The following is a 23,007-nucleotide window of genomic DNA, read 5'->3' as shown; positions in this document are numbered from 1 at the left end:
ACGGAGAACAGAATTAAGTATTCGATTCGTCTATACTTAACGTGTACATCTTTCCGTGAATCGATAATTCAGGAGAAAGTATTATGACCTTAACCAGCAAAAAATTAGCCGCCGCTGTTCTGGCAATCACTGTAGCAATGTCCCTGAGCGCATGCTCTAACTGGTCTAAACGTGACCGTAACACCGCTATTGGTGCCGGTGCCGGTGCTCTCGGTGGTGCAGTATTAACGGATGGTAGTACGCTGGGTACATTAGGTGGCGCTGCTGTCGGTGGTATTATCGGTCACCAGGTTGGCAAATAATTATTATCTAAGCCTTCCTCGATATTGCGGTATTTAAACGCATTTCAGGTCTGACATACGCACGTATATAACACGAGCCACGGCATCTGCCGTGGCTCATTTATTTTAGCCGCCTGCCAGTTTGACTTTCATGCCTTTGGCTTCCAGCAGCGATTTTATTAAATCGCGTTTATCACCCTGGATTTCAATAATGCCATCTTTCACGGCACCGCCGCAGCCACATTTCTTTTTCAACTCGGCCGCCAGCGTTGTCAGTTCAGCATCATCCAGGTCAATGCCGGAGATCAGGCAAACGCCTTTCCCTTTTCGTCCGCTGGTCTGGCGCTGGATCCGAACGATGCCGTCCCCCTTAGGACGTTCCACTTTCGCTTTCGGTTCGTCTATACGCCCACTCTCGGTTGAATAGACCAGACGACTGTTGGAATCGGTCATTACGCCCCCTTTTTCAGCGATGCGTTGATAGCCTTAAGCGTCTCAGCAGGGTTTGCAGACTGCGTCACCGGACGACCGATGACCATGTAGTCAACACCTGCAGCCAGCGCCTGCTCAGGCGTCATAATGCGGCGCTGATCCCCCACGTCGCTGCCTGCAGGGCGGATCCCCGGCGTGACCAGTTTAAAATCCCGGCCCAGCGCTGATTTGAAACGAACCGCTTCCTGTGCGGAGCAGACGACGCCATCCAGGCCACACTGCTGCGTCAGACGCGCGAGACGTTCGGCATGTTCCGCAGGTGACAACGTCACGCCAAGGTCGCGTAAATCACTTTCGTCCATACTGGTCAGCACGGTGACTGCGATCAACAGCGGCGCATCTTTACCGAACGGCAGGAGCGCCTCACGAGCGGCGGTCATCATTCTTGCCCCACCCGACGCATGGACGTTGACCATCCATACGCCCAGCTCTGCGGCTGCGGCAACGGCGTGGGCCGTAGTATTCGGGATATCATGGAATTTGAGGTCGAGGAAAACGTCAAAGCCGCGCTGTTGCAGATCGCGAACGATTTGCGGTCCAAACAGCGTGAACATCTCTTTGCCAACTTTCAAACGGCAGTCGCGAGGGTCGATACCGTCGACAAACGCCAGTGCGGCGTCACGCTTATTGTAATCAAGCGCAACAACAACAGGAGAATCCGTAATTGCGCGGGAAGTGGAGGATGTAACAGACGTCATGACCAGCCCTTTTCGTCTATGGGCGCGCAGCGGCGCGGAACAGATAAACGGCCAGCATTCTACCTGCCGACGCCGCAAATTGACAGGATCCATTTACGCGCCTGCCAGGCCGGCAAACCGCACGGAGTAAAGGATATGGTAAAAACCATCAGTATGTTGTAACTAAAATGGGGCGTTTTAAAAAATCACTGCCCATCCAGGCCACGAATGGGCTTGATGGTGGACCAGGCACGGCAGGAAGGACAGTGCCAGTAGAGCGTATACGCGGTAAAACCACACTTCTGGCAACGATAGCGCGGCTTGCTGCGCACCTGCTCGCCAACCATGTCGCGCAGGACCATCAGGCTCTCTTTGGCGCGCCCTTCTTCAGCATCGTTCAGGTGGTAATCCATCAGCTTATGGAACACCCGCATGGTCGGATGACGCTGCAGCTGGCGCGTAATATACACCTGCGCGGTGTCGCTTCCCTCATACTGCTCAACAACGTCTGAGAGCATCAGTTCAGCGGTGGCGCCGGTATTTTCTTCCACGCAGCGACGCAGGAATGCCACCCACTCTTCCTGCTTGTCCAGCTGTTGATAGCAGGTTTGCAGCATTTCCAGCGTTTCACTGACCAGCTCTTTGTCCTGGTCGATAACCCGCAGCAGGCTTTCAACGGCTTTGGCATAGTCGCCATTCGCCATAAAGACGCGCCCCATCATGATGGAGATTCGCGCGCTGTTGCGGTCAGCGGCGGCGCCTTTCTTCAGCAGCGCCATGGCTTTATCCATGTCGTCGTTACCCATCTGCTGAAGCGCAAGCTCACAGTAGAAATGGGCTATCTCAACGCGCTGCTTATCTTTACCCAGCTTCACCAGACGTTCAGCCGTATCAATGGCTTTTTGCCAGTCGCTGGTGGCCTGATAAATCTGCAGGAGCTGCTGCAGCGCGCCGATGCGGAAATCTGTTTCATCCACCAGCTGCGCGAACATATCTTCTGCGCGATCGTACAACCCCGCGGCCATGTAATCACGCCCCAGCTGTTGCACCGCAAGGAGACGTTGATCGTAGGTCAGCGAGGCGCTTTCCATCAGGGTCTGGTGAATACGAATGGCGCGATCGACCTCGCCGCGCGAGCGGAACAGGTTACCCAGGGTGAGATGCGCTTCAACCGTCCCCGTATCCTCTTTCAGCATATCGAGGAACAGATCTACCGCTTTGTCTTGCTGATTGCTCAGGAGGAAGTTCACCCCCGCAACGTAGTCGCGGGAGAGCCGGTTGGCCTCATCCTGTTTTGTTTGTTGCGCACTTCTGCGGCCCATATACCAGCCATAGGCTGCGGCTACAGGCAAAAGCAGAAACAACAACTCCAGCATAGTCGATTATTCCTTCACGACCGGCACACCAGAGCTTTCCGGGATGTCAGACGCAGGGGCAATGTTATTTTCGAGTCGCTTAATTTTACGTTCAGCGCGCGCAAGAGAAACACGGACTTTCAACCAGAACAGACCGCAAACCAGCCAGCCAATGGCAAAGCCAGCAGCAAATAAGACCGCCAGCAGGCTCGAGACGCGATACTCACCCTGAGCCAGCAGATAGTTAAACGTCACCTGCTGATCGTTTTGTGCACCCAACGTGACTGAAATGACAAAAATCGCCAATACCAGTAAGAAAATGAGTAAATATTTCACATTACTTCCCGTTATGTGGTTCAAGCGAATAAAGTGTGTTCAACTCAACGCAATCAGCCTTATAAACTACCATTTTAGCGACGGGCGCGAAACGGAAAAAGTGACGCGCCAGTCATGTATCTATGGGCATAATACGGTTTATCAACCGTCAGGCGTCCGTTTGATCCCTTTCGGCTATTTCTTCTTTCTCTTCTGGCGGTGGTGTAAGCGGGCCGCAGAATCGTTCAGCGAGCCAGGTCGCCAGCGTCACCAGCAGCCATGAGATAAGCGTGGCAACGACCAGGTCCCGGGGCCAGTGCATCCCCAGCAGTAAGCGGCTGCCCATAACCCCTGTCGCCCAGACCAGTAAAATCACGAGCGTGACCGTTCGACGCCTTGGCCACAGCAGCCCCACCCCCAGTAACGCCCAGCTGGCCGCAAACATGGTGTGACCGGAAGGAAACGCGAATCCCGTCTCTTTCTGCCAGTGTTTACGCAAGAATTTCGGGATATCCTGCTGTTCCGCAAGCTGTTCTTTCACCAGGGTTCCGCGATCTTTACGCTTTAAATTGTAGAACTCATCCACCGGAACATGATGCGTTTTTTCCAGCCAGACGACAAAAGGACGCGGTTCCTGAACGCGATCTTTTACCCAGGACTTCACGCCCTGACCAACAAGGATAGCGCCTCCGAGGATCGCAAAAAGCATCAGCGCCGCACGCAAACGAAAGCGCAAGCACCACAGAAACCAGGCGCAGAGGAGGACATGGGTAATAATTCCCCACGGCTGGGTGACCGTTTCCGTTATCCAGTATAACGTTTTCAGCCACATGGCATTCTGCCCCGGCTGCCACATCCAGCCTGAAAGCCATACGGCCAGGGGCATAATCAGTAAAATGGCCGCGCCTGCTGCCGTACGTCTGGCGATTGAAAGCATGTCTTCTCCTTTTTCGCTAAGCCTCACAATCATAACTGAAATTCATTCGATGGGTGGATATGTCGGATCGTGCGTTTAACGTTCATATAGCATGGTGCCTATTAGGCGAACCTGCTGAGCTTGTGGCAAAATGAACTGATACAGAAAGCAAAACAGGGCAAAGGCACGAAACGTGTCAGCCTACTCTGGAGAATCACATGCAGCTTAAACGTGTGGCAGAAGCCAAACTGCCAACCCCATGGGGCGATTTCCTGATGGTGGGTTTTGAAGAACTGGCAACCGGACAGGATCATGTCGCGCTGGTGTATGGCGATATTTCAGGGCAGACGCCGATGCTGTCCCGCGTCCATTCAGAGTGTCTTACCGGCGACGCGCTGTTCAGCCTGCGCTGTGATTGTGGTTTCCAGCTGGAAGCCGCCCTGTCTCATATTGCAGAAGAAGGCCGCGGCGTGCTGCTTTATCACCGTCAGGAAGGTCGTAATATTGGTCTGCTGAATAAAATCCGCGCTTACGCGCTTCAGGACCAGGGCTACGATACGGTGGAAGCAAACCATCAGCTCGGCTTCGCCGCTGACGAACGCGACTTCACCTTGTGCGCCGATATGTTCAAGCTGCTGGGCGTGGACGAAGTTCGTCTGCTGACCAATAACCCGAAAAAAGTGGAGATCCTGACCGAAGCGGGGATCAACATCGTCGAGCGTGTACCGCTGATTGTCGGCCGTAACCCGAAAAACGCCCACTACCTGGATACTAAAGCTGCCAAAATGGGCCATCTGCTGAAAGAGTGATAAAAAAAGCCCGGCACGCGTGCCGGGCTCGTTCATCAATCCAGCATCTTACGAATCACGTAATGTAAAATGCCGTCGTTCTGGTAGTAGGTCAGCTCGGTTGCCGTATCAATACGGCATCGGCACTCCAGCACCTCGGTTTTGCCGTCTGCCCGCGTTAACGTTACCGGCACCGTTTTACCCGGCTGCAGGTTTTGCAGGCCGCTAATGTCAATCTGCTCTTCCCCGGTCAGTCCCAGCGTTTTACGCGTGACGCCCTGCGGGAACTCAAGCGGCAGGATCCCCATACCAATCAGATTCGAGCGGTGAATACGTTCGAACGATTCGGCGATGACCACGCGAACGCCAAGCAGACGCGGACCTTTCGCCGCCCAGTCGCGGCTGGAGCCGGAACCGTACTCTTTCCCGGCGATCACCGCCAGCGGCGTACCTGCCTGTTGATATTTGACCGCCGCATCATAAATCGACACTACTTCCGTCCCCGGCAGATAGCGCGTCATGCCCCCTTCCACGCCCGGTACCATTTCGTTACGAATGCGGATGTTGGCAAACGTCCCGCGCATCATGACTTCATGATTCCCGCGGCGCGATCCGTAGGAGTTAAAATCACGACGTTCGACGCCCCGGCTTTGCAGATAACGACCCGCCGGGCTATCGGCTTTAATACTCCCCGCCGGAGAGATGTGGTCAGTTGTGACAGAATCCCCCAGCATCGCCAGGATACGTGCGCCGTGGATATCCTTAAGCGGCGCCGGCTCGGCCAGCATCTCATCAAAGAACGGCGACAGACGAATGTAGGTCGAGTCATCCTGCCAGTCATAGGTATCAGAGCCAATGACGTTGATGGCTTTCCATTCCGGCGTGCCTTCAAAGACCTCCGCATACTCTTTGCGGAACATCTCGGTTGAGACCTTTTCAACGGCCAGCGCGATTTCCCGCGAGGATGGCCAGATATCTTTCAGGTAGACAGGGTCATTCTTGCGATCGTGGCCAATCGGATCGGTCACCAGGTTGATATTCATGTTCCCTGCCAGGGCATAAGCAACCACCAGCGGCGGTGAGGCCAGCCAGTTGGTTTTTACCAGCGGGTGAATACGCCCTTCAAAGTTTCGGTTGCCGGACAGGACCGCGCCTACCGTCAGGTCACCCTGCTTAATCGCCGTTTCAATGGGTTCAGGCAGTGGACCAGAGTTACCAATACAGGTCGTACAGCCGTAGCCCACGAGGTTAAAGCCCAGCTCGTCAAGGTACGGCGTCAGTTTGGCCTGCGCCAGGTAATCCGACACCACTTTGGATCCCGGGGCCAGCGAGGCCTTGACCCATGGCTGAGGTTTTAGCCCAAGCTCTACCGCCTTTTTAGCCAGCAGACCAGCTGCCATCAATACGCTGGGGTTGGACGTGTTGGTGCAGGAGGTAATGGCGGCAATCACCACCGCACCATCCGGAAGCTGATACTGATGTCCGTTCAGAACATAGTCGACGGGACGATGGTCCTTCTGCGCCACGTTTACTTCCAGCGCATTGCTGGCGGCAAAGGCTTTTGGCACGTCACTCAGCGCAACCCTGTCCTGCGGGCGTTTCGGCCCTGCGAGGCTCGCTTCGACGCTTCCCATATCGAGTTCAAGCGTGCTTGTGAAAACAGGCTCATCACCCGGATTGCGCCACATGCCCTGCGCTTTGGTGTACGCTTCCACCAGCGCGACCTGCTCTTCGCTACGTCCGCTAAGACGCATGTATTCCAGCGTCACATCATCAATAGGGAAAAAGCCGCAGGTTGCACCGTATTCCGGCGCCATATTGGCAATGGTGGCGCGGTCGGCCAGCGGCAGTGAATCCAGTCCGTCCCCGTAGAATTCGACAAACTTGCCTACCACACCATGCTTACGCAGCATCTGGGTGACGGTAAGCACCAGATCGGTGGCGGTAATCCCTTCAGACAGCCTGCCGGTGAGCTTGAAGCCCACCACATCCGGGATAAGCATGGACACCGGCTGGCCGAGCATGGCCGCTTCCGCTTCGATCCCCCCGACGCCCCAGCCCAGCACGCCCAGACCGTTGATCATGGTGGTATGGGAGTCCGTACCCACCAGCGTGTCCGGATAGGCGACCCACTCTTTATCCTGCAATTCGCTCCAGACGGCTTTACCCAGATATTCAAGGTTAACCTGGTGACAAATACCGGTACCTGGCGGGACCACGCTAAACCGGCTGAACGCCTGCTGCCCCCACTTCAGAAACACGTAGCGCTCGTGGTTACGCTCCATCTCCAGACGCACGTTCTCGCCAAAGGCGTCATCATCACCAAAGCGATCGACGGTTACGGAGTGGTCAATGACGAGGTCAACAGGGGAAAGCGGATTCACTTTTGCCGTATCTCCGCCGAGACGCTTAACGGCCTCGCGCATTGCGGCTAAATCAACGACGGCAGGGACACCGGTAAAGTCCTGCATCAGCACCCTTGCCGGGCGGTAGGCGATTTCTCTGTCGGCATGGGCTTTCTCAAGCCACCCTGCCAGCGCCTGGATATCATCGAGGGTGACAGAGTCACCGTCCTGCCAGCGCAATAGATTTTCCAGTAAAACTTTCAATGACTTGGGTAAACGCGAAATGTCCCCAAGCGTTCTGGCAGCCAGCGGCAGGCTGTAGTAATGCCAGGTTTTGTTTTCTGCCTGTAATGTGTCCTTACTGGCTTCGCGTAGGGTTAACGACATAAGCTCCTCCTTAATCACAGAGATGCCCCGACAATCATCAGGGCCGTAATTAAAGATAACACAAAGATGTCGTAACGTTTTGATAACAACCCAAATTGATAAATTTAGGATTGGTCCAGAACAGGAAAACAAAAAACCCCGCCGTAGCGAGGTTTTACAATTTAGTGGAGGGCCAACCAGATGAGCTGACTCCAGAACAGAATCGACACGGTAAAAACGCCGATCCATGACCAGTATTTGTGTGACGTCATGTTATTCATCATAGGGACACCAGGCATTATTTATAAAACGTTCCGAGGTTTGACCTCAGTGCTATATTGCTGATGTGTATTTATTAAAGAGTACAAAAGTGCAGAGTCGATATTCAGACTATTTGCATCATTACGCAATTAACTAAATTATTGTTTTTTGGGTTCGTCTTCTGCGAACACATCAATAAACGCTTGCTGCTGCGGCGTCAGTTTCCAGGACGCGGGTACAACAGTCGCAGGTGCTTTACGCCCTCTGTGGCCATTGTCACGATGCTGACACATCTGTTTTACCGAAGCTGTACGTACCGTCACTGCCATATTTAACCCCAATATTTCCAGGCCAGGAGAGCAACCACCACCCAAAACAGGGTAGAGACGAGAAAGACCGCCAGCCAGGCTTTACGCTTGAGCGCAGGATCCCTTTGCGGTTCTTCACTTCCTGAAGGCATTGCTAACCTCATACAATCGACATCGCTTATCATTTAGGACCAAACAATTGGTACAATTAATCATCTGTTGAGATAAATCCTAAAGAAACTTTAGCCGAAAAGCCAGTGAATTTACGCACCGGGAGGTATGAAATATTCAATCTTTTGACCAGAAATAAATAATTGAAAAGAAAAATTTGCGAAGGCGTAAATTAGTTTCTACTTTTGTCGCCAATTCACGACATTATAACCTTACGGATTAAATGGATAATGACATTATATGACAGAGGATACGTAGATGATGATAATTCTAATTTAGCTTTGAGGCGTTATTTCGGTATCTTTCCCTAAGGGAAAGATACCGGGTGTGATTATTTTTCGGGGAGTTTGATGTCTTTAAACATCTCTTCAATATCTTCATTTGAGCGTAATGCAACGGCGGTATCAACCACATCACGCGTTAAATGAGGGGCAAAGCGCTGAATAAAATCATACATATAGCTGCGCAGGAAGGTGCTGCGACGGAATCCAATCTTTGTGGTGCTATGACTGAAAACATCGTGCGCATCAAGACGCACCAGGTCAGGGTCTGACACCGGATCCACCGCCATGCTGGCAATGACGCCTACTCCCAGACCAAGCCGCACATAGGTCTTAATCACGTCGGCATCCGTCGCGGTAAAGACAATGCGCGGCGTTAGCCCTGCCCGGTTAAAGGCCGTATCAAGCTCGGAGCGGCCGGTAAAGCCAAACGTATACGTCACCAATGGATACTGGGCCAGCTCTTCGATAGAGACCGACCCTTTACCCGCCAGGGGGTGATCCGGGGTCACCACGATGGAACGGTTCCAGTGGTAGCATGGAAGCATGACCAGATCGTCATAAAGGTGAAGCGCTTCGGTGGCGATGGCAAAGTCTGCATTACCCTTGGAAACGGCTTCTGCAATTTGCGTTGGCGAGCCCTGGTGCATATGCAAAGAGACGCGGGGATAACGCTCGATAAAGCCTTTGATGACACCGGGAAGCGCATAGCGCGCCTGAGTATGCGTCGTGGCAATATACAGCGAACCTTTATCCGGCCAGGTGTGTTCCCCTGCCACTGACTTAATCGCATCGACTTTAGAGAGGACTTCCCGCGCAATGCGGATGATTTCCTGCCCCGCAGGCGTCACCTGAGTGAGATGCTTACCGCTGCGGGCAAATATCTGGATACCTAACTCATCCTCCAGCATACGAACTTGTTTGCTGATACCCGGTTGCGAGGTATACAACCCCTCGGCGGTAGAAGAGACGTTAAGGTTATGATTCACCACCTCAACGATATAACGAAGCTGCTGTAATTTCATGCCAGACCATCCGATTTAGCGCATGCGGTCAATCGCTTAAGACGATTTAATAATAAGAAACAGGTTAACTATAACCACTATATCATTTATAGCCTGACTGTATAGTACGGAACAAAAAATAATAACAAGGCAATAAAAAAGGGCCGGAAATCCGGCCCTTTTACAGGTAAGTTACGGTAAGGGAAGATTATTTCTTGCCTTCAACCCATTTGCCATCGACAAAGAAAGCTGACCATCCGGTCGCTTTACCCTCTTTCTCGGCCGCAACATACTGCTGCTTGGTTTTACGGCTAAACCGTACCACGGTTTTGTTGCCTTCCGGATCCTGCTGTGGCGCATCGGCCAGATAACGCAGTTTCTCAGGCAGACGATCGCGGAAGCGATGCAGCTCTTCCACCAGCGGCGCACGCGTTTCACGCGATTTCGGGAAGGTGTTGGCGGCCAGGAAGACACCCGCAGCGCCGTCACGCAGCACAAAGTACGCGTCGGATTTCTCGCACGGCAGTTCTGGCAGCGGAACCGGATCTTCCTTCGGCGGAGCCACTTCACCATTACGCAGAATTTTACGCGTGTTTTTACACTCGTCGTTGGTACAGGCCATGTACTTACCGAAACGCCCCATTTTCAGGTGCATTTCAGAGCCACACTTCTCGCACTCTACAATCGGGCCGTCATAGCCTTTAATGCGGAACTCGCCCTCTTCGATCTCATACCCGTCACACGTTGGGTTATTACCGCAGACGTGCAGCTTACGTTTTGGATCGATCAGGTAGCTGTCCATTGCCGTGCCGCATTTTTTGCAGCGGCGTTTGGCACGCAGAGCGTTAGTTTCCGCATCGTCACCTTCCAGCACGTTGAGAACTTCGTTCTCAGGCACCAGGTTGATGGTGGTTTTGCAGCGCTCTTTTGGCGACAGCGCGTAGCCGGAGCAGCCAAGGAACACGCCCGTCGTGGCAGTACGAATCCCCATCTTGCGACCACAGGTTGGGCAGTCGATGCTGGTCAGAACCATCTGGTTAGGCAGCATGCCACCCTCTTCAGGATCCTTCTCCGCTTTCTCAAGCTGGTCGGTAAAGTCGCTGAAGAAGCTGTCGAGGACCTTTTTCCATTCCGCCTGATGGCTGGCAACCTGGTCGAGGCTGTCTTCCATTTGCGCGGTGAAATCGTAGTTCATCAACTCGCGGAAGTTAGCTTCCAGACGGTCGGTGACGATCTCACCCATTTTTTCCGCATAGAAACGACGGTTTTCAGCGCGTACGTAACCACGGTCCTGAATCGTAGAGATGATCGACGCGTAGGTCGACGGACGGCCAATACCGCGTTTTTCTAGCTCTTTTACCAGAGATGCTTCACTGAAGCGCGCAGGCGGCTTGGTGAAGTGCTGGGCTGGCACGAGATCTACCAGCGAGAGCTCATCCCCTTTGTTCACTGCCGGCAGCGTTCGGTCTTCATCACCTTTACGCAGCGCAGGCATCACTTTCGTCCAGCCGTCGAAACGCAGGATACGGCCACGCGCTTTGAGACGGAAATCACCCGCACCAACGGTCAGCGTGGTGGAGTCATACTGTGCCGGGGTCATCTGGCACGCCACGAACTGGCGCCAGATCAGCTGATACAGCTTCTGCGCGTCGGCTTCCATGTCTTTCAGTGATTCCGCTAACACTGAGACATCAGAAGGACGAATCGCTTCGTGTGCTTCCTGAGAGTTCTCTTTGCTGGCGAACTGGTTAGCGCTTTCCGGCAGGTATTTCTTACCGAAATTGTCGCTGATGTAACCGCGCACCATGTTGACCGCGTCCTGGCTCAGGTTGGTTGAGTCGGTACGCATGTAGGTGATGTAGCCCGCTTCATACAGGCGCTGAGCCATCATCATGGTCTTCTTCACGCCGTAACCCAGACGCGTGCTTGCAGCCTGTTGCAGCGTTGAGGTAATAAACGGCGCACCCGGCTTGCTGCTGGTCGGTTTGTCTTCACGTTCCAGCACCTGGTAGCGTGCTTTTTCCAGCAGCGCTACGGCGGCCATGGTCTGGTCGCGGTTTTCTGGACGGAAAGGCTTATCGTTCTGATGGCTGACCTGCAACGGCAGAGCGTCACCACCCGGCGTGGTCACATTAGCGTCAACTTCCCAGAACTCTTCCGGCACGAAAGCTTTGATTTCGCGCTCACGCTCAACGACCAGACGCACGGCGACGGATTGCACACGCCCTGCTGACAGGCCACGGGCAATCTTCTTCCACAGCAGTGGAGAAACCATGTAGCCCACAACGCGGTCCATAAAGCGACGTGCCTGCTGTGCATTTACACGGTCAATATTCAGTTCGCCCGGCTTCTCAAACGCCTGACGAATCGCATTCTTCGTAATTTCGTTAAACACTACACGACTGTAGCGTTTGTCATCACCACCAATCACTTCCCGCAGGTGCCACGCAATGGCTTCCCCTTCGCGGTCAAGGTCGGTTGCGAGATAGATGTGGTCTGCTTTTTCAGCCAGCTGCTTCAGCTCGTTAACGACTTTTTCTTTCCCGGGCAGCACTTCATATTGTGCGTCCCAGTTATGCCATGGGTTAACACCCATGCGGTTGACAAGCGCGCTACGTTCATCCTTTTTAGGCTTTTTAGCCCCTTTGGTGGAGGTAGAGTCTGCGCTCTTTTTGCTGGCTGAGCCACTGGTCGGCAAATCGCGGATATGACCCACGCTGGACTTAACCACGTAGTCATTACCCAGATACTTATTGATCGTTTTGGCTTTTGCCGGGGACTCAACGATGACGAGAGCTTTACCCATATTCACCTTTACCTAATTTAATTCTTCCAGGAATACGCCGCACGTTGATTTCCCTTCCGCTGACGACGAGCCAATGATATTGCGACTGCGTCAGGAGATATCAACCCCTTTGTCTTACCGGGCGTTGAAGAAAAGACGCCCAGGTGATTGAGTTCTCGGGTATTTTTCTCACATCTCGTGTAATTCGTGACGAATTCCCGGTTGAATGTCAAGCAATTCTGTTGCCAGAATGACGAAAGCGCACACTCTACCTGATAAAATTCGTTACGCAACTTTATTAGCATGCAAAAGCAAATCCCGCCAGCCAGGTCCCTGTACCTTATCCCCTCACATTACAGGGAAAATTTGCCCCCAAAGCGCCCTCGGCGTAGACTATTGTCACTGTTTAAGGAGTGGATTATGCAGAATACGACCCAACCTATTGACCGAGCCTCTCTGCTTATCGAAGCAAACAAGCTTATCCGTGACCACGAAGATACGCTGGCGGGTATTGAAGCCACCGGCGTAGAGCAGCGTAATGGCGTGCTGATTTTCAGCGGCGAATACTTCCTTGACGAACAGGGGTTGCCGACCCCGAAAAGCACCGCCGTGTTTAACATGTTTAAATACCTGGCGCATACGCTTTCCGAGAAATATCACCTGGTCGATTAACGCAAAACGCGAGGCATGTGCCTCGCGTTTTTGTTTACAGCAGCGGTTCTTGTCCGCGCTGTAGCCAGCGCAGCAGCAGGCGGTCCGCGCTTTCTGCCGCACTGTTGGTAAAGCGGTCAAGAAGTCGCTTACGCTGGGTAAAGCGCACGCCCACCAGTTCCCGGCCCTCCATCAGGTTGAGCAGCAGATCGTCGCTGGTTCCGACTTCATCCACCAGCCCTTTCTCCTGCGCCTGGACGCCGTACCAGTGCTCGCCTGTCGCAACTTGTTCAATATCGAGCGTCGGGCGCATACGATGTACAAAATCTTTAAAGAGGTGATGCGTTTCGTTGAGATCTTCACGGAACTTTTGACGCCCTTCTTCCGTATTTTCCCCCAGCAGCGTCAGGGTACGTTTATACTGACCCGCCGTGTGAAGTTCGATATCAATCTCTTTATTTTTCAGGAAGCGGTTAAAGTTCGGAATTTGCGCGACCACGCCGATCGAGCCAATGATAGAGAACGGTGCGGCCACAATTTTGTCCGCCACGCAGGCCATCATGTAGCCTCCGCTGGCCGCCACTTTATCAACGGCCACGGTCAGCGGGATCTGTTTTTCACGCAGGCGCTGCAACTGTGAGGCTGCCAGTCCGTAACCGTGAACCACTCCGCCCGGACTTTCAAGACGCACGACAACCTGATCCTGCGGTGTCGCCACGGCCAGAACGGCAGTCACTTCCTCCCGCAGAGAGGAAACCTCATGCGCATCCATACTGCCTTTAAAATCGAGCACATAGACACGCGGCGTGGCCTTATCCTGCGGCGCATTGAGCTTCGCTTTTGCCTTTGCCGCTTTGGCTTCCTGTTTATGCTTTTTCTTCTGCGCTTTCAGCCAGAGTTTCTGTTGATGACTATCAAGCAGCGCCAGAGACATCTCTTCCTGCATCTCTTTATACTGCTCACTCAGGCGGGTGATGCGTAACTCCCCTCGCTGACGCTTGCGCTGCGTCAGGTTGACAATCAGAACGGCAACCACCGCAATGGCAATCACCACCGTCGCGATTTTGGCCAAAAACAACCCATATTGAGAAAGTAATTCCACGCGTTCCACCTTGATTTAACCACGAATCTTTCACGGCAGTGTACATCAGCCCTGCCCATGCGTCTCGCTCGTGACATTACCTCTGCGAGCCGCCTTCAGGAATCCCCGCACTGGCGTTTAAATATTTGCAAATTGTTAATTTTACAGTAATGCGTCCTGTAGACTGATTGAATTATTAGGCTAATTCGGGCATAAAGCCGAAAAGTCATCATAAAGGCGCCATTGCATCACCGGTCGCCTGAGGAGTCACCGTGCATTATCAACCGCAAAAAAATCTGCTGCAAAACCGGATTATTCTTGTCACCGGTGCCAGCGACGGGATTGGCCGCGAGGCGGCCCTGACCTACGCCGATTACGGCGCGAACGTCATTCTGATCGGGCGCAACGAAGAAAAACTGAAAAACGTCGCTCAGGAGATTGAGGCTGTATGCGGCACGCCGGCCCCGTGGTATACACTCGATTTACTGACCTGCACGCCCGAAGTATGCCAGGAATTAGCCCGGCGCATCAGCGCCCACTATCCGAGACTCGACGGCGTACTGCATAACGCCGGTTTGTTAGGCGAAGTGCGTCCGATGGATGAACAGGATCCTGATATCTGGCAGCAGGTGATGCAGGTCAACGTCAACGGGACGTTTTTCCTGACCCAGGCACTGCTTCCTTTATTACTCAAATCGGATTCAGGTTCACTGGTGTTCACCTCCTCCAGCGTTGGCCGTGAGGGACGCGCAAACTGGGGAGCCTATGCCGTATCAAAATTCGCGACCGAAGGCATGATGCAGGTGCTGGCGGAGGAGTACCAGAGCCGCCATCTGCGCGTAAACTGCATCAACCCGGGCGGTACGCGCACCAAAATGCGCGCCAGTGCGTTCCCGAGCGAAGATCCGCAGAAGCTGAAAACCCCGGCAGACATTATGCCGCTCTATCTCTGGCTGATGGGCGACGACAGCCGCCGCAAAACCGGGATGACCTTTGACGCCCAGCCGGGCCGTAAACCAGGAATTTCGCAATGAGTGAAGAACGTCATCAGCAGCGCCAGCAGCGTCTGAAAGAACAGGTCGATGCGCGCGTCGCGGCGGCACAGGACGAGCGTGGGATCGTCATTGTCTTTACCGGCAACGGCAAGGGGAAAACCACCGCCGCATTCGGTACGGCGACACGCGCCGTCGGACACGGGCAAAAAGTGGGCGTGATCCAGTTTATTAAAGGCACATGGCCCAACGGCGAGCGCAATTTGCTGGAGCCTCACGGCGTCGAGTTTCAGGTAATGGCAACCGGGTTTACGTGGAATACCCAGAACCGGGAAACGGATACCGCCGCCTGTCTCGCAGTCTGGGAGCATGCAAAGAGAATGCTGGCCGATCCCTCGCTGAATATGGTTCTGCTGGATGAGATAACCTATATGGTCGCCTACGACTACCTGCCGCTGGAAGCCGTGCTGGATGCTCTGAAGAACCGTCCTGTACACCAGACGGTTATCGTCACGGGGCGCGGATGTCATCGGGATATTCTGGAGATGGCCGATACCGTCAGCGAGCTGCGTCCGGTCAAACATGCGTTTGATGCGGGTATCAAAGCGCAAATTGGCGTTGATTACTAAAGAAAAAGCCCGGTGAGTTCACCGGGCTTTTACATTAACCGTTGTTATTACGGCTGCCGGAGCGGCGACTGCTGCTCACCTGGCTGTGGCGCTTCACCGCGCGACGGATCTGATTCGCCTTCATGCGACGACGATCTTTTTCCACCGCCACTTTTGAGGTGGTTTCCGGCGTCAGGCCGACCAGCTCGCGCAGGTAGTTGGTTTGGGTCAGATCCAGTTCGGTATAACCACCGCGTGGCAGACCTTTCGGCAGCAGGATATCGCCGTAACGGACACGGATAAGACGGCTAACCTGAACGCCTACCGCTTCCCAGAGACGACGCACCTCGCGGTTGCGGCCTTCGGTCAGGGTCACGTTGTACCACTGGTTGATGCCTTCCCCACCGGTAAATTTGATGGTTTTGAACGCCGCAGGACCGTCTTCCAGCTGAACGCCACGCGACAGATCGCGCAGTTTATTCTCATCAACCTGGCCAAATACGCGCACCGCGTATTCACGTTCTACTTCACGGCTTGGGTGCATCAGACGGTTTGCCAGTTCACCATCGGTGGTAAACAGCAGCAGACCGCAGGTGTTCACGTCCAGACGACCAACGGCAATCCAGCGAGCGCCGCGCAGTTTAGGCAGACGGTCAAACACCGTCGGACGACCTTCCGGGTCGTTGCGGGTGCACAGCTCGCCTTCCGGCTTGTAGTAAGCCAGCACGCGACAGATTTGTTCAGCGGACTCTTTCACGGAGATAAGATGACCGTCGATGCGGATCTTCAGCCCCGGTACGATTTCAACGCGGTCACCCAGCGTGGCGATTTTACCGTCCACACTCACGCGACCCGCTTCAATAATGGCTTCGATTTCACGGCGTGAGCCGTGGCCGGCACGCGCCAGCACTTTCTGTAACTTCTCGCTCATTGAGCTTCCTCAGGTGTCGCCTTCACAGGCGTCGAATCAGGTCAAAAGAGGGCTGAGCCCTGCTTTGATGGCCGCGTAGTATATCTGCTTATACCTTTACAAGAAAGGCTTTACATCACCCACGCCTTCACGAATCACTTCCGGTGCATCTTCGGTTAAGTCGACCACGGTGGTCGGCTGCTGGCCGAGATAGCCGCCGTGAATAATCAGCTCGACCACCTTCTCCAGACGCTCCTTGATCTCTTCCGGATCGGACTCGGTAAATTCACTTCCCGGCAGCATCAGCGAGGTAGACAGCATCGGCTCGCCGAGGGTTTCCAGCAGCGCCTGCGCAATCGGGTTAGACGGCACGCGCATGCCGATAGTCTTACGCTTTTCCTGCAGCAGGCGGCGCGGCACCTCTTTCGTCCCTTTCAGGATGAAGGTGTAGTTGCCCGGCGTGTTGTTCTTAATCAGGCGAAACGCCACGTTATCGACATACGCATAAGTCGACAGCTCAGAGAGATCGCGGCACATCAGGGTAAAGTTATGGCCGTCCGGCAACTGGCGAATACGGCAAATGCGTTCCATCGCCCCTTTATCTTCAATTTTGCAGCCCAGCGCGTAGCCTGAATCGGTCGGATAGACAATCACGCCGCCTTTGCGGACGATCTCCACGGCCTGGTTGATCAGACGTGGCTGTGGGTTATCCGGATGGATATAGAAAAACTGACTCATACTTCCCTCTCTTCAATTTGCTGCGGCTGTTCCCAGAGCTGCCAGACCGGCTCAACGCCAGCAGGCAGCCAGAGCTTGCGCCCCAGTTCGATCCAGGCGCAGGGCTGATGGAAATCAGAACCCTGTGACCCAAGCAGACCGAACTGGCGGGCATAGGTCGCGAGCTGCGCGCGTTCGTTGGGCGCCTGCTGACACTGGGCGACTTCCATCGCCTCGCCACCGCATTCGGCAAAGTGTGCCAGCAGCCTTTTCAGCCATTTAGCAGAAAGATTATACCGCCCCGGATGGGCCAGTACGGCCTTACCGCCAGAATGATGAATCACATCAATAGCTTGTTTTATTGTACACCACTGTGGCGGAACGTATCCGGTTTTCCCGCGCGCCAGATACTTTTTAAAAACATCCGCCATGGTCGTCGCTTTGCCTGCTTCAACCAGAAAACGGGCGAAATGACCGCGGGTGACTGCCCCGCCGTTCGCCAGCTTTTGCGCACCTTCCAGCGCGCCCGGAATATGCGCCTTTTCCAGACGCTCGCCGATCATCTCTGCGCGCTGGTTGCGGCGCGTTTTTTGTTCTTGCAAAAAGGCAATAAGTGCCGGATGGTCTATATCGATGTTCAGGCCAACGATATGAATCTCATGGTTTTCCCAGACGGTCGAAATCTCAACGCCGGACACAAGATTCAGCGCCAGCCCGCTGCGGGCGATCTCAGCGCGCGCCGCCGGAATGGCATCTGTCGTATCGTGATCGGTTATCGCCAGCGTACCGACGCGCATTTCAACGGCACGATGAACCAGGGCTTCGGGTGTCAGCAGGCCATCAGAGGCCTGAGTATGGCTGTGTAAATCATAAATAATGGCGTAGGTGGTATCGCTCAAAGCACTTCCCATAACAGGTTGGAGACATCCGAAAACCCCATGATACCGACTTCACGCGAAATTCTGAAATCAAGGGTTGACAACACGCCATCGAACTAGTTAACTAGTACGCAAGTTCACACGAGAAAGGTATCTGAAAATGACAGCACATTTCACTCTGCACGGTTGGTGGCGTACTTCCTGATCATCGGGCAGTGTCACGCGTCTGCGAAATGCAAACAGATACCCGCCCGCTACTCAGCGGGCTTTTTTTTGAACAGAATAAATGAGAACACCAACATGCAAACAGCCAAACCTCATCTCGAATTGCTGACCTGCGAGGCGGCCTATCGCCACAACCCCACCGCGCTGTTTCATCAGGTGTGCGGGGCACGTCCGGCAACGCTGCTGCTGGAATCTGCAGACATCGACAGCAAAGACGATCTCAAGAGCCTGCTGCTGGTCGACAGCGCGCTGCGCATTACCGCTTTAGGTGACACTGTCACAATTAAGGCGCTGTCAGATAACGGCGCATCGCTGCTGCCGCTGCTGGATGCCGCCCTGCCTTCAGGCATTGAAAACGAACGTCATCCAGAAATGCGCATTCTGCATTTCCCGCCGGTGAGCCAACTGCTGGACGAAGACGCGCGCCTCTGCTCCCTGTCCGTTTTCGATGCCTTCCGCCTGCTGCAGAACCTGGTTACCGTGCCGGAAGACGAGCGTGAGGCGATGTTCTTTGGTGGGCTGTTTGCCTATGACCTGGTCGCCGGATTTGAAGATTTGCCGGAAACCGAACAGGGTAATCGCTGCCCGGACTATTGTTTCTATCTGGCTGAAACCCTGCTGGTGATCGACCATCAGAAACAATACACCCGTATCCAGGCCAGCCTGTTCACGCCTTCGACAGCCGAGAAAAACCGTCTTGAGCACCGCATCGCGCAGCTCCAGCAGCAGATGACGGAAGCGCCCCCTGCACTTCCGGTGCAGCGGGTGGAAAAAATGACCTGCGATGTGAACCAGACTGACGATCAGTACGGTGCCGTGGTTCGCCAGATGCAAAAGGCGATTCGCGCCGGGGAAATTTTCCAGGTGGTACCGTCCCGTCGCTTCTCACTGCCCTGCCCGTCGCCGCTCGCCGCCTACGACGTGCTGAAAAAGAGCAACCCGAGCCCGTACATGTTCTTTATGCAGGACAACGACTTCACGCTGTTCGGCGCCTCGCCGGAAAGCTCGCTGAAGTACGACGCCACCAGTCGTCAGATTGAGATCTACCCGATTGCCGGAACCCGTCCGCGTGGACGTCGCGCCGACGGCTCTCTTGATCGTGATTTGGACAGCCGTATCGAACTGGAAATGCGTACCGACCATAAAGAGCTCTCCGAGCACCTTATGCTGGTTGACCTGGCGCGTAACGATCTGGCCCGTATTTGCACTCCAGGCAGCCGCTACGTGGCGGACCTGACTAAAGTCGACCGCTATTCGTTCGTGATGCACCTGGTCTCTCGCGTGGTTGGCGAGCTGCGCCACGACCTCGACGTCCTGCACGCCTACCGCGCCTGCATGAACATGGGCACCCTGAGCGGTGCGCCGAAAGTACGCGCCATGCAGCTGATTGCCGCGGCCGAAGGACGCCGTCGCGGAAGCTACGGCGGCGCGGTGGGCTACTTCACGGCCCACGGTGACCTCGATACCTGCATCGTGATCCGCTCCGCCTATGTCGAAGACGGCATTGCTACCGTCCAGGCGGGTGCCGGAATTGTTCTTGATTCTGTTCCGCAGTCTGAAGCTGACGAAACGCGCAGCAAAGCCCGTGCGGTCCTTCGCGCCATTGCTACCGCACACCATGCACAGGAGATTTTCTGATGGCTGACATTCTGCTGCTCGATAATATCGACTCCTTTACCTATAACCTGGCAGATCAGCTGCGTGCGAATGGCCACAACGTTGTTATCTACCGCAACCACGTCCCGGCGCAGACCCTGATTGACCGTCTGGCAACCATGCAAAACCCGGTGCTGATGCTCTCCCCCGGGCCAGGCGCACCGAGCGAAGCAGGCTGTATGCCGGAGCTGCTGACCCGCATGCGCGGCAAGCTGCCGATTATCGGCATCTGCCTCGGCCATCAGGCAATTGTTGAAGCCTACGGCGGCTACGTCGGCCAGGCGGGTGAGATCCTGCACGGTAAAGCGTCCAGCATTGAACATGACGGCCAGGCAATGTTTGCCGGGCTGCCGAACCCGCTCCCGGTCGCGCGCTATCACTCGCTGGTTGGCAGCAATATTCCCGCCGGGCTGACCATTAACGCCTCGTTTGAAGGGATGGTGATGGCGGTACGTCACGATGCGGATCGCGTCTGCGGCCTGCAGTTCCACCCGGAATCGATCCTGACCTCCCACGGCGCCCGCCTGCTGGAGCAGACGCTCGACTGGGCGTTACAGAAGCTGGAGCAGACCAATACCCTGCAGCCGATTCTGGAAAAACTGTACCAGGCGCAGACCCTGAGCCAGCAGGAGAGCCACCAGCTCTTCTCCGCCGTGGTTCGCGGCGAGCTGAAGCCTGAGCAGCTGGCGGCCGCGCTGGTGAGCATGAAAGTGCGCGGCGAAAGCCCGCAGGAGATCGCCGGTGCCGCTACGGCCCTGCTGGAAAATGCCGCCCCGTTCCCGCGCCCGGACTATCAGTTTGCCGATATTGTTGGCACCGGGGGAGACGGCAGTAACAGCATCAATATCTCCACCGCCAGCGCCTTCGTGGCGGCGGCGTGTGGTTTAAAGGTCGCAAAACACGGTAACCGCAGCGTTTCCAGCCGGTCTGGTTCTTCCGATTTGCTCGCCGCATTCGGTATTAATCTCGATATGAACGCCGAGCGTTCCCGTGAAGCGCTGGATGACTTGGGCGTCTGCTTCCTGTTTGCGCCGAAGTATCACACCGGTTTCCGCCACGCGATGCCGGTTCGTCAGCAGCTTAAAACCCGCACGCTGTTTAACGTGCTCGGCCCGCTGATCAACCCGGCGCACCCGCCGCTGGCGCTGATTGGCGTCTACAGTCCGGAACTGGTACTGCCGATTGCCGAGACGCTGCGCGTGCTGGGTTACCAGCGTGCCGCCGTGGTGCACAGCGGTGGTATGGACGAAGTGTCACTGCATGCGCCAACGCTGGTAGCCGAACTGCGCGACGGTGAAATCCTGAGCTACCAGCTGGAAGCCGCTGACTTTGGTTTAACCCCGTATCACCAGGAAGCGCTGGCCGGCGGTACGCCGGAAGAAAACCGTGACATTCTGACGCGCTTATTACAAGGTAAGGGAGAGGTCGCTCATGAGGCCGCCGTTGCTGCCAACGTCGCCATGCTGATGCGTTTGCACGGTGAGGAAGACCTGAAGGCCAACGTTCAAAAAGTTCTGGATGTACTGCGCTCCGGTGCAGCTTACGATCGCGTTACCGCACTTGCGGCAAGAGGGTAAAGAATGCAGACCGTTTTAGCGAAAATCGTTGCCGATAAGGCCATCTGGGTGGAAGCCCGCAAGCAACAGCAGCCGCTTGCCAGTTTCCAGAACGACGTCGTACCAAGCCAACGTCGTTTCTATGATGCCCTGCAGGGTGCGCGCACCGCGTTTATTCTTGAGTGCAAAAAAGCCTCCCCGTCAAAAGGCGTTATTCGTGACGATTTCGACCCGGCACGTATTGCCGGCATTTATAAGCATCATGCGTCAGCCATCTCCGTGCTGACGGATGAGAAATATTTCCAGGGCAGCTTCGATTTTCTGCCGATCGTCAGCTGCATCGCGCCGCAGCCGATCCTGTGCAAAGACTTTATTATCGATCCGTATCAGATCTGGCTGGCGCGCTTTTACCAGGCCGACGCCTGCCTGCTAATGCTCTCGGTACTTGACGACGAGCAGTACCGCCAGCTTTCCGCCGTGGCGCACAGCCTGAACATGGGCGTGCTGACCGAAGTGAGTAATGAAGAAGAGCTGGAACGCGCGATTGCGCTGGAAGCCAAAGTGGTTGGCATTAACAACCGCGATCTGCGTGACCTGTCCATTGACCTGAACCGCACGCGCCAGCTGGCGCCGCGTCTGGGCGCTGGCGTCACGGTCATCAGCGAATCCGGCATTAACAGCTACGCCCAGGTGCGCGAGCTGAGCCACTTCGCCAACGGTTTCCTGATTGGCTCCGCCATGATGGAACATGACGATCTCAATGCGGCAGTACGTCGCGTGCTGCTGGGTGAAAACAAAGTCTGCGGCTTAACCCGCGAACAGGACGCCCAGGCCGCGTATGAAGCCGGAGCGATTTATGGCGGGCTGATTTTTGTGGATTCCTCTCCTCGCTCGGTCAGCGAAGAGCAGGCGCGTAAGGTCATCGCCGCGGCTCCGCTCAGCTATGTTGGCGTGTTCCGCAACGCAGACATCGCAGAGGTGGTTGAAAAAGCCGACGCGTTATCCCTGAGCGCGGTGCAGCTCCACGGCGAAGAAGATCAGGCCTATATCGATGCCCTGCGCGCCACGCTGGCACCGCAGGTACAGATCTGGAAAGCGCAACGCGTTGACGATACGTTGCCCCCGCGTAACCTGAACCACGTGGATAAATACGTCCTCGATAACGGCCAGGGCGGAACCGGCCAGCGTTTTGACTGGTCTCTGCTGAACGGCGAAAAGCTGGACAACGTTCTGCTGGCGGGCGGATTAAGCCCGGACAACTGTGTAGAAGCCGCGAAAACCGGCTGCGCAGGCCTCGATTTCAATTCAGGCGTAGAGTCCCAGCCGGGTATTAAAGATGCCAGCAAACTGGCCTCGGTTTTTAAAACTCTGCGTGCATATTAAGGAAG

23 protein-coding genes and 1 other annotated feature are annotated in these 23,007 nt (G+C 55.0%); of the genes, 9 read left to right on the top strand and 14 right to left on the bottom strand.

Annotated features, from left to right (window positions below; all coding sequences use genetic code 11):
* Positions 1-83 precede the first annotated feature (83 nt).
* Positions 84-302 (top strand): osmotically-inducible lipoprotein OsmB, encoded by a 219-nt coding sequence (gene osmB / locus DOU50_RS17700; RefSeq protein WP_008501216.1) that lies wholly within the window; start codon positions 84-86, stop codon positions 300-302.
* 105 nt (positions 303-407) lie between these two features.
* On the opposite strand, the gene yciH is transcribed toward osmB, so the two are convergent.
* The 5 genes from yciH to pgpB all read right to left on the bottom strand — a co-directional run bounded on the left by yciH (position 408) and on the right by pgpB (position 4,057).
* Positions 408-734 (bottom strand): stress response translation initiation inhibitor YciH, encoded by a 327-nt coding sequence (yciH, locus tag DOU50_RS17695; protein WP_061714980.1) that lies wholly within the window; start codon positions 732-734, stop codon positions 408-410.
* Entirely contained in the window at positions 734-1,471 is a 738-nt protein-coding gene (gene pyrF, locus DOU50_RS17690) for an orotidine-5'-phosphate decarboxylase (protein ID WP_148769839.1), read from the bottom strand. Before pyrF ends, yciH begins: the two co-directional genes overlap by 1 nt.
* 185 nt (positions 1,472-1,656) lie before the next feature.
* Positions 1,657-2,826, bottom strand: coding sequence for a lipopolysaccharide assembly protein LapB (gene lapB / locus DOU50_RS17685; protein WP_023335944.1), 1,170 nt, complete (start codon positions 2,824-2,826; stop codon positions 1,657-1,659).
* 6 nt (positions 2,827-2,832) lie between these two features.
* Entirely contained in the window at positions 2,833-3,141 is a 309-nt protein-coding gene (locus DOU50_RS17680) for a LapA family protein (protein ID WP_023312067.1), read from the bottom strand.
* Between the two features lie 148 nt (positions 3,142-3,289).
* Complete coding sequence (pgpB, locus tag DOU50_RS17675) at positions 3,290-4,057, bottom strand: phosphatidylglycerophosphatase B (protein WP_024907122.1); 768 nt, start codon at positions 4,055-4,057, stop codon at positions 3,290-3,292.
* Between the two features lie 197 nt (positions 4,058-4,254).
* On the opposite strand from pgpB, the gene ribA reads away from it, so the two are divergent.
* A complete protein-coding gene (gene ribA, locus DOU50_RS17670; protein WP_148769838.1) occupies positions 4,255-4,845 on the top strand; it encodes a GTP cyclohydrolase II in 591 nt (196 codons plus the stop codon).
* Between the two features lie 35 nt (positions 4,846-4,880).
* On the opposite strand, the gene acnA is transcribed toward ribA, so the two are convergent.
* From acnA to topA, 5 genes are all read right to left on the bottom strand, one after another.
* Complete coding sequence (gene acnA, locus DOU50_RS17665) at positions 4,881-7,556, bottom strand: aconitate hydratase AcnA (protein ID WP_148769837.1); 2,676 nt, start codon at positions 7,554-7,556, stop codon at positions 4,881-4,883.
* Positions 7,557-7,717: 161 nt separating this feature from the next.
* Positions 7,718-7,816: a small membrane protein YmiC gene (gene ymiC, locus DOU50_RS23905; protein WP_032623144.1), complete on the bottom strand. Its 99-nt coding sequence runs from the start codon at positions 7,814-7,816 to the stop codon at positions 7,718-7,720.
* Positions 7,817-8,127: 311 nt separating this feature from the next.
* Complete coding sequence (locus DOU50_RS17660; protein ID WP_213327741.1) at positions 8,128-8,268, bottom strand: YmiA family putative membrane protein; 141 nt, start codon at positions 8,266-8,268, stop codon at positions 8,128-8,130.
* 338 nt (positions 8,269-8,606) lie between these two features.
* The gene (cysB, locus tag DOU50_RS17655; protein ID WP_024907120.1) at positions 8,607-9,581 is read right to left on the bottom strand and encodes an HTH-type transcriptional regulator CysB; all 975 of its coding nucleotides are present in this window, start codon (positions 9,579-9,581) and stop codon (positions 8,607-8,609) included.
* Between the two features lie 187 nt (positions 9,582-9,768).
* Positions 9,769-12,366: a type I DNA topoisomerase gene (gene topA / locus DOU50_RS17650; RefSeq protein WP_024907119.1), complete on the bottom strand. Its 2,598-nt coding sequence runs from the start codon at positions 12,364-12,366 to the stop codon at positions 9,769-9,771.
* Between the two features lie 399 nt (positions 12,367-12,765).
* On the opposite strand from topA, the gene DOU50_RS17645 reads away from it, so the two are divergent.
* Positions 12,766-13,017, top strand: coding sequence for a YciN family protein (locus DOU50_RS17645; RefSeq protein WP_023312072.1), 252 nt, complete (start codon positions 12,766-12,768; stop codon positions 13,015-13,017).
* 34 nt (positions 13,018-13,051) lie between these two features.
* On the opposite strand, the gene sohB is transcribed toward DOU50_RS17645, so the two are convergent.
* Positions 13,052-14,098 (bottom strand): protease SohB, encoded by a 1,047-nt coding sequence (gene sohB / locus DOU50_RS17640; RefSeq protein WP_148769836.1) that lies wholly within the window; start codon positions 14,096-14,098, stop codon positions 13,052-13,054.
* Positions 14,099-14,349: 251 nt separating this feature from the next.
* Here sohB and DOU50_RS17635 point away from each other — a divergent pair, with 251 nt between their 5' ends.
* Positions 14,350-15,111 (top strand): YciK family oxidoreductase, encoded by a 762-nt coding sequence (locus DOU50_RS17635; RefSeq protein WP_024907117.1) that lies wholly within the window; start codon positions 14,350-14,352, stop codon positions 15,109-15,111.
* Positions 15,108-15,698 carry a cob(I)yrinic acid a,c-diamide adenosyltransferase gene (gene cobO, locus DOU50_RS17630; protein WP_024907116.1) on the top strand — a complete coding sequence of 197 codons (591 nt, stop codon included), beginning with the start codon at positions 15,108-15,110 and terminating at the stop codon, positions 15,696-15,698. The genes DOU50_RS17635 and cobO overlap by 4 nt, the downstream gene beginning before the upstream one ends.
* Before the next feature lie 34 nt (positions 15,699-15,732).
* Here cobO and rluB read toward each other — a convergent pair whose 3' ends face one another.
* The 3 genes from rluB to rnm all read right to left on the bottom strand — a co-directional run bounded on the left by rluB (position 15,733) and on the right by rnm (position 18,203).
* A complete protein-coding gene (gene rluB / locus DOU50_RS17625) occupies positions 15,733-16,608 on the bottom strand; it encodes a 23S rRNA pseudouridine(2605) synthase RluB (RefSeq protein ID WP_023312076.1) in 876 nt (291 codons plus the stop codon).
* A 96-nt stretch (positions 16,609-16,704) separates the two neighbouring features.
* Positions 16,705-17,325 carry an L-threonylcarbamoyladenylate synthase gene (locus DOU50_RS17620; protein ID WP_148769835.1) on the bottom strand — a complete coding sequence of 207 codons (621 nt, stop codon included), beginning with the start codon at positions 17,323-17,325 and terminating at the stop codon, positions 16,705-16,707.
* Positions 17,322-18,203, bottom strand: coding sequence for an RNase RNM (rnm, locus tag DOU50_RS17615; RefSeq protein WP_032647580.1), 882 nt, complete (start codon positions 18,201-18,203; stop codon positions 17,322-17,324). The genes DOU50_RS17620 and rnm overlap by 4 nt, the downstream gene beginning before the upstream one ends.
* A 139-nt stretch (positions 18,204-18,342) precedes the next feature.
* Here rnm and trpL point away from each other — a divergent pair, with 139 nt between their 5' ends.
* The 4 genes from trpL to trpCF all read left to right on the top strand — a co-directional run bounded on the left by trpL (position 18,343) and on the right by trpCF (position 23,002).
* Positions 18,343-18,387, top strand: coding sequence for a trp operon leader peptide (gene trpL, locus DOU50_RS24020; protein ID WP_106993556.1), 45 nt, complete (start codon positions 18,343-18,345; stop codon positions 18,385-18,387).
* Positions 18,364-18,457 (top strand) — a sequence feature (Trp leader region). (Overlaps the previous gene by 24 nt.)
* A 25-nt stretch (positions 18,458-18,482) precedes the next feature.
* Complete coding sequence (locus DOU50_RS17605; RefSeq protein ID WP_048990764.1) at positions 18,483-20,045, top strand: anthranilate synthase component 1; 1,563 nt, start codon at positions 18,483-18,485, stop codon at positions 20,043-20,045.
* A complete protein-coding gene (trpD, locus tag DOU50_RS17600; protein ID WP_032647582.1) occupies positions 20,045-21,640 on the top strand; it encodes a bifunctional anthranilate synthase glutamate amidotransferase component TrpG/anthranilate phosphoribosyltransferase TrpD in 1,596 nt (531 codons plus the stop codon). Before DOU50_RS17605 ends, trpD begins: the two co-directional genes overlap by 1 nt.
* A gap of 3 nt (positions 21,641-21,643) precedes the next feature.
* The gene (gene trpCF, locus DOU50_RS17595) at positions 21,644-23,002 is read left to right on the top strand and encodes a bifunctional indole-3-glycerol-phosphate synthase TrpC/phosphoribosylanthranilate isomerase TrpF (RefSeq protein ID WP_148769834.1); all 1,359 of its coding nucleotides are present in this window, start codon (positions 21,644-21,646) and stop codon (positions 23,000-23,002) included.
* Positions 23,003-23,007 lie beyond the last annotated feature (5 nt).

Origin of the sequence: Enterobacter sp. C6 (genome assembly GCF_008122455.1) — a bacterium.
In the GTDB taxonomy this organism is placed as follows: Bacteria; Pseudomonadota; Gammaproteobacteria; order Enterobacterales; family Enterobacteriaceae; genus Enterobacter; species Enterobacter pseudoroggenkampii.
The sequence above is the reverse complement of the archived record's forward strand: the minus strand, read 5'-3'. Positions and strand labels throughout refer to the sequence as shown.

Bases quoted from the DNA above. Each gene is read 5' to 3' on its own strand.
- pyrF (WP_148769839.1), bottom strand. From the start codon at position 1,471: ATGACGTCTGTTACATCCTCCACTTCCCGCGCAATTACGGATTCTCCT.
- DOU50_RS17605 (WP_048990764.1), top strand. From the start codon at position 18,483: ATGCAAACAGCCAAACCTCATCTCGAATTGCTGACCTGCGAGGCGGCC.
- DOU50_RS17645 (WP_023312072.1), top strand. From the start codon at position 12,766: ATGCAGAATACGACCCAACCTATTGACCGAGCCTCTCTGCTTATCGAA.
- cysB (WP_024907120.1), bottom strand. From the start codon at position 9,581: ATGAAATTACAGCAGCTTCGTTATATCGTTGAGGTGGTGAATCATAAC.
- acnA (WP_148769837.1), bottom strand. From the start codon at position 7,556: ATGTCGTTAACCCTACGCGAAGCCAGTAAGGACACATTACAGGCAGAA.
- lapB (WP_023335944.1), bottom strand. From the start codon at position 2,826: ATGCTGGAGTTGTTGTTTCTGCTTTTGCCTGTAGCCGCAGCCTATGGC.
- pgpB (WP_024907122.1), bottom strand. From the start codon at position 4,057: ATGCTTTCAATCGCCAGACGTACGGCAGCAGGCGCGGCCATTTTACTG.
- cobO (WP_024907116.1), top strand. From the start codon at position 15,108: ATGAGTGAAGAACGTCATCAGCAGCGCCAGCAGCGTCTGAAAGAACAG.
- ribA (WP_148769838.1), top strand. From the start codon at position 4,255: ATGCAGCTTAAACGTGTGGCAGAAGCCAAACTGCCAACCCCATGGGGC.
- yciH (WP_061714980.1), bottom strand. From the start codon at position 734: ATGACCGATTCCAACAGTCGTCTGGTCTATTCAACCGAGAGTGGGCGT.
- DOU50_RS17620 (WP_148769835.1), bottom strand. From the start codon at position 17,325: ATGAGTCAGTTTTTCTATATCCATCCGGATAACCCACAGCCACGTCTG.
- osmB (WP_008501216.1), top strand. From the start codon at position 84: ATGACCTTAACCAGCAAAAAATTAGCCGCCGCTGTTCTGGCAATCACT.
- trpCF (WP_148769834.1), top strand. From the start codon at position 21,644: ATGCAGACCGTTTTAGCGAAAATCGTTGCCGATAAGGCCATCTGGGTG.
- rluB (WP_023312076.1), bottom strand. From the start codon at position 16,608: ATGAGCGAGAAGTTACAGAAAGTGCTGGCGCGTGCCGGCCACGGCTCA.
- DOU50_RS17660 (WP_213327741.1), bottom strand. From the start codon at position 8,268: ATGAGGTTAGCAATGCCTTCAGGAAGTGAAGAACCGCAAAGGGATCCT.
- trpD (WP_032647582.1), top strand. From the start codon at position 20,045: ATGGCTGACATTCTGCTGCTCGATAATATCGACTCCTTTACCTATAAC.
- ymiC (WP_032623144.1), bottom strand. From the start codon at position 7,816: ATGAATAACATGACGTCACACAAATACTGGTCATGGATCGGCGTTTTT.
- topA (WP_024907119.1), bottom strand. From the start codon at position 12,366: ATGGGTAAAGCTCTCGTCATCGTTGAGTCCCCGGCAAAAGCCAAAACG.